Source organism: Marinitenerispora sediminis (assembly GCF_003336425.1).
Lineage (GTDB): Bacteria > Actinomycetota > Actinomycetes > Streptosporangiales > Streptosporangiaceae > Marinitenerispora > Marinitenerispora sediminis.
In genome coordinates, this window is record NZ_QEIO01000012.1 from 54,602 (window position 1) to 60,601 (window position 6,000).

Annotated in this window: 7 protein-coding genes; 6 read left to right on the top strand and 1 reads right to left on the bottom strand. The window is 73.8% G+C overall.

The window, feature by feature from the left end:
- Positions 1–430: 430 nt before the first annotated feature.
- The 6 genes from DEF28_RS03795 (at position 431) to DEF28_RS03825 (ending at position 4,977) form a co-directional block, all read left to right on the top strand.
- Positions 431–814 (top strand): VOC family protein, encoded by a 384-nt coding sequence (locus DEF28_RS03795; RefSeq protein ID WP_181874363.1) that lies wholly within the window; start codon positions 431–433, stop codon positions 812–814.
- Between the two features lie 100 nt (positions 815–914).
- The gene (locus DEF28_RS03800) at positions 915–1,382 is read left to right on the top strand and encodes a GNAT family N-acetyltransferase (RefSeq protein WP_114398985.1); all 468 of its coding nucleotides are present in this window, start codon (positions 915–917) and stop codon (positions 1,380–1,382) included.
- Positions 1,379–2,608, top strand: coding sequence for a precorrin-6y C5,15-methyltransferase (decarboxylating) subunit CbiE (gene cbiE / locus DEF28_RS03805; RefSeq protein ID WP_114398984.1), 1,230 nt, complete (start codon positions 1,379–1,381; stop codon positions 2,606–2,608). Before DEF28_RS03800 ends, cbiE begins: the two co-directional genes overlap by 4 nt.
- A 78-nt stretch (positions 2,609–2,686) precedes the next feature.
- Complete coding sequence (locus DEF28_RS03810; protein ID WP_114398983.1) at positions 2,687–3,601, top strand: UTP--glucose-1-phosphate uridylyltransferase; 915 nt, start codon at positions 2,687–2,689, stop codon at positions 3,599–3,601.
- Between the two features lie 100 nt (positions 3,602–3,701).
- On the top strand, positions 3,702–4,040 hold the full coding sequence (locus DEF28_RS03815) for a nuclear transport factor 2 family protein (protein ID WP_114398982.1): 339 nt from the start codon (positions 3,702–3,704) through the stop codon (positions 4,038–4,040).
- 289 nt (positions 4,041–4,329) lie between these two features.
- Positions 4,330–4,977 (top strand): DUF1266 domain-containing protein, encoded by a 648-nt coding sequence (locus DEF28_RS03825; protein ID WP_199493124.1) that lies wholly within the window; start codon positions 4,330–4,332, stop codon positions 4,975–4,977.
- 73 nt (positions 4,978–5,050) lie between these two features.
- On the opposite strand, the gene DEF28_RS03830 is transcribed toward DEF28_RS03825, so the two are convergent.
- A complete protein-coding gene (locus DEF28_RS03830) occupies positions 5,051–5,971 on the bottom strand; it encodes a sirohydrochlorin chelatase (protein WP_114398980.1) in 921 nt (306 codons plus the stop codon).
- Positions 5,972–6,000: the final 29 nt, after the last annotated feature.

Consider the following 6,000-nt stretch of genomic DNA (forward strand, 5'->3'; position numbering starts at 1 on the left):
GCTTGCTCAGTTGGGGGTCGTGGATAGGTCGGAAATGAGAACCAGGCGGCGGCGTGCGGTGCTGCGTCGAAAGAACCAAGTCACCCTTCCCCACGAGCTCGCGGAAGGCTGCACATCCGCGAAGGCGACGAAATCGAGTTCACCATCAGCGACGGCGGCGACGTCATGCTTCGTGGTCTGACCAGGGTGCCTGCTGATCAGGCGGGCAGCACGGGGACGAGCGGCTTCCCGGCAGGCCGCACGTGAGATTCTGGCGCAGGGTGGGCACGCACGCCATTTTCAGGCCGGGGCCGAGTTGGCCGTCTGACCTGGGGCGTTACCAAGCTCCACCAAGGTTTTCCATCACTTTCCGGTCCCTCTCCAAATCCGTGGTCCGGCACACGGAGACCGGATACGCCCGCCTCTCCATTCCCATGCCATAGTGGCCGATGTGATCGGACGCCTGTTCTCCCTCGTCATCGACTGCCCCGACCCCTCCGGACTCGCGGCCTTCTATGAGAGCCTCCTGTCGCTCACCCGAGCCGAGGAGAGCCCCGAGTACGTCGTGCTCAAGAGCACGACCGGTTCCGAGATCGTGATGTTCCAGCGGGTCGCCGACTTCCGGCCGCCCCGGTGGCCCGACCCCGCTCGGCCGCAGCATATGCACGTCGACGTCCTGGTCGATGACCTGGATGTGGCCGAGGCCCGGGTGCTCGCGCTGGGCGCGACGCTGCTCGATGGCTCGGACAAGCCGATCGGCTACCGGGTGTACGCCGATCCGGTCGGCCACCCGTTCTGCCTCGTCACCCCCGAAGCCGTGGCATCCGGCGGCTGACGCGCGCCGCCGGACCGGCGGTCAGCGTGCGGGATGCCCACCAAACGGGGCGGCAGGGGCGCAATCCGGTGATCTCCGGATTCTGCGATCCTGTGGTGCCATGAGCGACCTCCAGATCCGCCGCGCCGTCGCCGCCGACATTCCCGGCATCGTCGCCCTGCTGGCCGACGACGAACTCGGCGCCACCCGCGAGAGTCCGCACGACCTCGCTCCCTACCGGGAGGCCTTCGCCGAGATCGACGCAGATCCGCGGCAGTTCCTGGCGGTCGCCGAGCGTGGCGGACGCACCGTCGGCACCCTCCAGCTGACCTTCCTGCCGGGACTGTCGCACCGCGGTGGGACCCGGGCGCAGATCGAGGCGGTCCGCATCGCCGGGGACGCGCGCGGGCGCGGGCTGGGGACGGTGCTCATCTCGTGGGCGGTGGAGGAGGCGCGCCGGCGCGGGTGCCGGATGGTGCAGCTCACCTCCGACGCCGGGCGCGTGGACGCGCGCCGCTTCTACGAGCGGCTGGGATTCACCGCCTCCCACGTCGGCTTCAAGCTGGCCCTCCCGGACTCCGCCGGATGATCACCGTCGTCGGACTGGACGGCGGCCCGCTCGGTCCCCGCGCCGCCGCAGCGCTGGCGCAGGCGACCTGCGTCGCGGGGGCGCTGCGCCACCTGGCGGCGGTGCCGGTGCCGGCCGGGGCGACCCGGGTCGTGATGGGAGACCTGGCCGCCGCGCTGCGCGAGGTGACCGGGCACAGCGGCCCGGCGGTCGTACTCGCCTCCGGGGACCCCGGGTTCTTCGGCGTCGTGCGCGCCCTGCGGGAGCGGGGCGTGCACCCGGACGTGCTGCCGGCCGTCTCCTCGGTCGCGCTGGCGTTCGCCCGGATCGGGGTGCCGTGGGACGACGCCGTCGTGGCGTCCGCGCACGGCCGGTCCGGGCGGGGACGCTCCGTCCGCCGGGCCCTCGCCGCGGCGCTCGCACATCCCAAGGCGGCGATCCTCACCGCGCCGGTGAGCGCGGAGCCGCGCGCGTTCCTGCCCGCGCTGCTGCGCGCCGGCCGGGACGTCTACGTGGCCGAGCGCCTCGGCGCCCCGGACGAGGCGGTCGTGCGGGTCACCGACGCCGCCGACGCCGAGCGCGACCGCGCGCACCCCAACGTGGTGATCGCCGTCGACCCGGAGCGCGCCGTCGCGCCGGCCGCGGCCTGGCTGCCCGGGCACCAGGGCGCCCCGGACGGCTGGGCCCTCCCGGAGGCGGACTTCGCGCACCGCGACTCCATGGTCACCAAGGCCGAGGTCCGCGCGGTGGCACTCGCGCACCTGGCGCCGCGGCCCGGCACCGTGGTGTGGGACGTCGGGGCGGGCAGCGGCTCGGTGGCCGTGGAGTGCGCCCGGTTCGGCGCGCACGCGGTCGCCTTCGAACGCGCGGCGGCCGACTGCCGGCGCATCCGCGGCAACGCGGCGGCGCACGGGGTCGCCGTGCGGGTGTGCGAGGGGGAGGCCCCGGGGGTGTTCGAGCGCGTTGCGGGGCTCCTCGCCCCGGACGCCGTCTTCGTGGGCGGAGGCGGGCCGGGGGTGGTCGCCGCCGTCGCCGAGCGCTTCCGCCCCGACCGCGTCGTCGTCGCCCTCGCGGCGCTCGACCGGGTCCGCACCGTGTACGACCTGCTGGAGGCGGCCGGATACGAGGTGGCGGGCACCCAGCTCCAGCCGTCCCGCCTGGCCGCCCTCCCGGACGGCTCACTGCGGCTCGCCGCCACCAACCCCGTCACCCTGCTGTGGGGGGCTCGCAGCACGGCGGCCGCCTGAACCGCTCCCCGAGCCGCGGCCGACCGGCTCGCGGCCGCGCTCCCACGGACCGGCCGCGCCCTCCGGTAGCGTGCCCGGATGACCAGGATTCGCAAGGCCGTCATCCCCGTCGCGGGTCTGGGCACCCGGTTGCTGCCGCTGACCAAGGCACTGCCCAAGGAGATGCTGCCGATCCTCGACAAGCCGGTGCTCCAGCACACGATCGAGGAGCTGGTGGCGTCGGGCATCGAGGACATCACCATCGTCACCTCGTCCCGCAAGGCGCTGATCCAGCAGCACTTCGCGCCCGACGAGGACCTCGACCTGCGGCTGCGCGCCGACGGCAAGGCGGACCTCGCCGAGGTGCTCCGCGATGTGGTCTCGCAAGCCCGGATCACCTACCTGTACCAGGACGGGCCCTACGGCAACGGCACGCCGGTCCTGAACGCGGCCCGCGTCGTCGGCGCCGAGCCGTTCATGGTGCTGTGGGCCGACGACGTGTTCACCTCGGCGGTGCCGCGCGCCCGGCAGCTGCTGGACGCCCACGAGCGGGCCGGGGCGCCCGTCCTGGGGCTCATGGCCATGGAGCCGGCCGAGTCCCGGCGGTACGGGGTGCCGGTCGTGCGGGAGGACCTGGGGAGCGGCCTGCTGCGGATCGGCGGCATCGTCGAGAAACCGCAGCCCGAGGACGCACCGTCCGGGTACGCGTCCATCGGCGGCTACGTCGTGACCCCGGGGGTCGTCACCGAGTTGGAGCGGCAGGTCCAGCGCGGCCGCGTGGACCCCAAGGGCGAGGTCTACCTGTCCGCCGCGATCCACGAGGTCGCGCTCCGGGAGCCCGTATTCGGGCAGGTTATCGACGGCACGTGGTGGGACACCGGCAATCCGCTCGGTTACCTGCGCGCGCAGTTCGCCGCGGCGCTGGCGCATCCGGTCTACGGCCCGGAGCTGCGCCGGATGGCGCGGGAGACGCCGGAGACGGAGGGCGGGACGGAGACGCGGCCCGTGCCGTGACCGCGGGCGCCCACAAGAGCGCGGTCGCTGCCCCGCCCGCCGGGGCAGGGCCGTGGCTGGACGGTGGGGACGCGGCCAGACGTCCGACCAGGGAGTGCGCATGACCGAGGATCCGGCCAGCATCGTGCGGACGGCGTTCCGGCACTACCGGGCGCAGGACCGCGCCGCGGCCCTCGCTCTCTACGCCGACGACTTCTCGTTCACCAGCCCGCAGGACGATCACATCGACAGGGCGTCCTTCTTCGAGCGGTGCTTCCCGACCGCCCACCGGTTCGCGGAGCAGCGGCTGCTGCACGTCGTCCCGGTGGACGACGAGCTCGTCTTCGTCCACTACGAGTACGAGCTCACGACGGGCGGCCGCTACCGCAACATGGAGGCGGTCACCGTCCGGGAGGGGCGCATCCGGGAGGTGCGGGTCTTCTTCGGCGGCGAGGTGTGACGGCGTTACGGGGGCCGGGAGGCCCGCGCGGGCTGGCGGGCGGCACCGGCGGACTTCCGGCCCGGACCGCCGACGCGGTGCGGCTCCTGGCCCAGGGGGACGAGGTGGGCGTCAGCTTCCCCGAAGCCGCCGGTGCCGCCGGCTCCCGAACTCCGCGGGGCCTCCTCGCCCGCCACCCGCCCGGTGCTGGCCGCACCGCGGACCACGCGCACCACCGGCCGCCGACCTCGACCGCCCGCCATTCGGCGAATTGACGGGCTTAAGGGCACCTGCCAGGCTGCACGGCATTATGGACCTCCTGTTCGTGATGCGGACGCTCCTCGTCATGGCTTTCGGCCGCCCGGCGAAGACCAAGTACCGCACGCCGCTCACCACCCACCAGCTGTGGATGGTCTCCCTCGCTGGCATCCTCGCCGAACGTACTCCCGGTCGCAGCCACACGCTGCTGTACCCCACCAGGCGGATCGACCGCCGCAACCCCAAGCTCCGGCTCTCCGAGAGCTGGGACATCACCGACCGCGCGTCGCTGCTCAGCACCCTGGACTTCCTGGCGACCACCGGCCACCGCGGCAGCTACGCCGTCCGGATCGGCCACCCGCCGCTCGCGTGGGACGCCATGCGCTACGCCGACATCACGCGGTACGGGTTCGCCGCCGGGTACATCGACGAGCGCACCGCCTGGCAGCTGCTCGCCCGCATGGTCGGCCCGGTCGCGCAGACCTACCGTTCCTGGCAGGCCTACGCCGACGACTTCCTGCTCGGGCGCCAGGTGTGGCTGGGCGGCCTGGTCGGCGGCAGGTACGAGGACTGGGCGGTCTCCCAGCAGGAGACGGTGGACGCCGCCCGCAAGCTCCTCGACCCGGCCAACACCGACAGCCCGTGGCAGCGCGTGCCGTGGGAGGCCATCTACCGGCCGGACGGTCCGGCGCCCAGGTAACGCCGCCGATGGTCTCGGGAGCGTCGGGAGGGCGCGGCCGCCCGCTTCGCGGCCGCTCAGGCCGGCCCATGCGTCAGTGGTCGTGCCCATGGCCATGGCCATGGCCATGGCCGTGCGCCGGGTCGTCCGGGTGGTGGTGCGGGGTCTGCGGCGCGCCCACCCGGTCCTCGAAGCCCGGGATGGCGATCCGGTAGACACAGGTGTCGCAGTTCATCCGGATGTCGCCGGCCAGGGCCTCCTCGTACCGCTCCACGATCACGTCGGCGAGGCCGTCGCAGTCGCCGACCACCGGGGCGCACCGCACGTCGAGGCCCGGGTGCGCGGCCGCGTATCCGAGGGACTGGTCCACCACCCGGTCGGGGAGCACGCCGGCGAACAGGAAGTACGGCAGGACCACGACCCGGCGCGCGCCCAGGCGGCGGATCCGGTCCAGCCCCTCGGGCACGCTCGGCCAGGCCAGGGAGATGAAGGCGGGCTCCACGAACTCGATCCCGCGCTGGGCGGCGTGTCCCTCCTGGAGCAGCCGCGCCACCTTGACCACCTCGGCGTTCGCGTCGGGATCGGTGGAGCCGCGCCCCACGAGCAGCACGGCGGTATCACCCCGGGCGGCGAGTTCGGCGGCGGGCACGTCCAGCACGCCGTCCAGGCGCTCGGCGAGCAGCCGCAGCATGGCGGGATGCGGACCGAGCGGGCGGCCGTAGGTGTAGTCGAACCCGGGCCGGCGCGCCTTCTCCCGGGCCAGCGCGCCCGGGATGTCGCCCTTCGCGTGTCCCGCGGCCACCAGCATCATGGGAACGGCCACCACGTGGCGGTGCCCCCGGTCATACAACTCGCCGACGGACTCGGTGAGCGGCGGCGGCGACAGTTCGATGAACCCGCCGGCCACGTCCCGGTCGGTGAGCCGCCCCCGGAGGCGGTCCACGAAGGCGGTGAACCCGGCGACTCCCTTCTCGTCGCGGGTGCCGTGTCCGACCAGGAGCAGAGGGGGCTTCATACAGGTCCTTTCGTGGGGGCGGGGCGGGG

What these genes read in the sequence shown, in the direction of transcription:
- cbiE (WP_114398984.1), top strand. Translation starts at nt 1,379, where the DNA reads ATGATCACCGTCGTCGGACTGGACGGCGGCCCGCTCGGTCCCCGCGCC.
- DEF28_RS03830 (WP_114398980.1), bottom strand. Translation starts at nt 5,971, where the DNA reads ATGAAGCCCCCTCTGCTCCTGGTCGGACACGGCACCCGCGACGAGAAG.
- DEF28_RS03810 (WP_114398983.1), top strand. Translation starts at nt 2,687, where the DNA reads ATGACCAGGATTCGCAAGGCCGTCATCCCCGTCGCGGGTCTGGGCACC.
- DEF28_RS03800 (WP_114398985.1), top strand. Translation starts at nt 915, where the DNA reads ATGAGCGACCTCCAGATCCGCCGCGCCGTCGCCGCCGACATTCCCGGC.
- DEF28_RS03815 (WP_114398982.1), top strand. Translation starts at nt 3,702, where the DNA reads ATGACCGAGGATCCGGCCAGCATCGTGCGGACGGCGTTCCGGCACTAC.
- DEF28_RS03825 (WP_199493124.1), top strand. Translation starts at nt 4,330, where the DNA reads ATGGACCTCCTGTTCGTGATGCGGACGCTCCTCGTCATGGCTTTCGGC.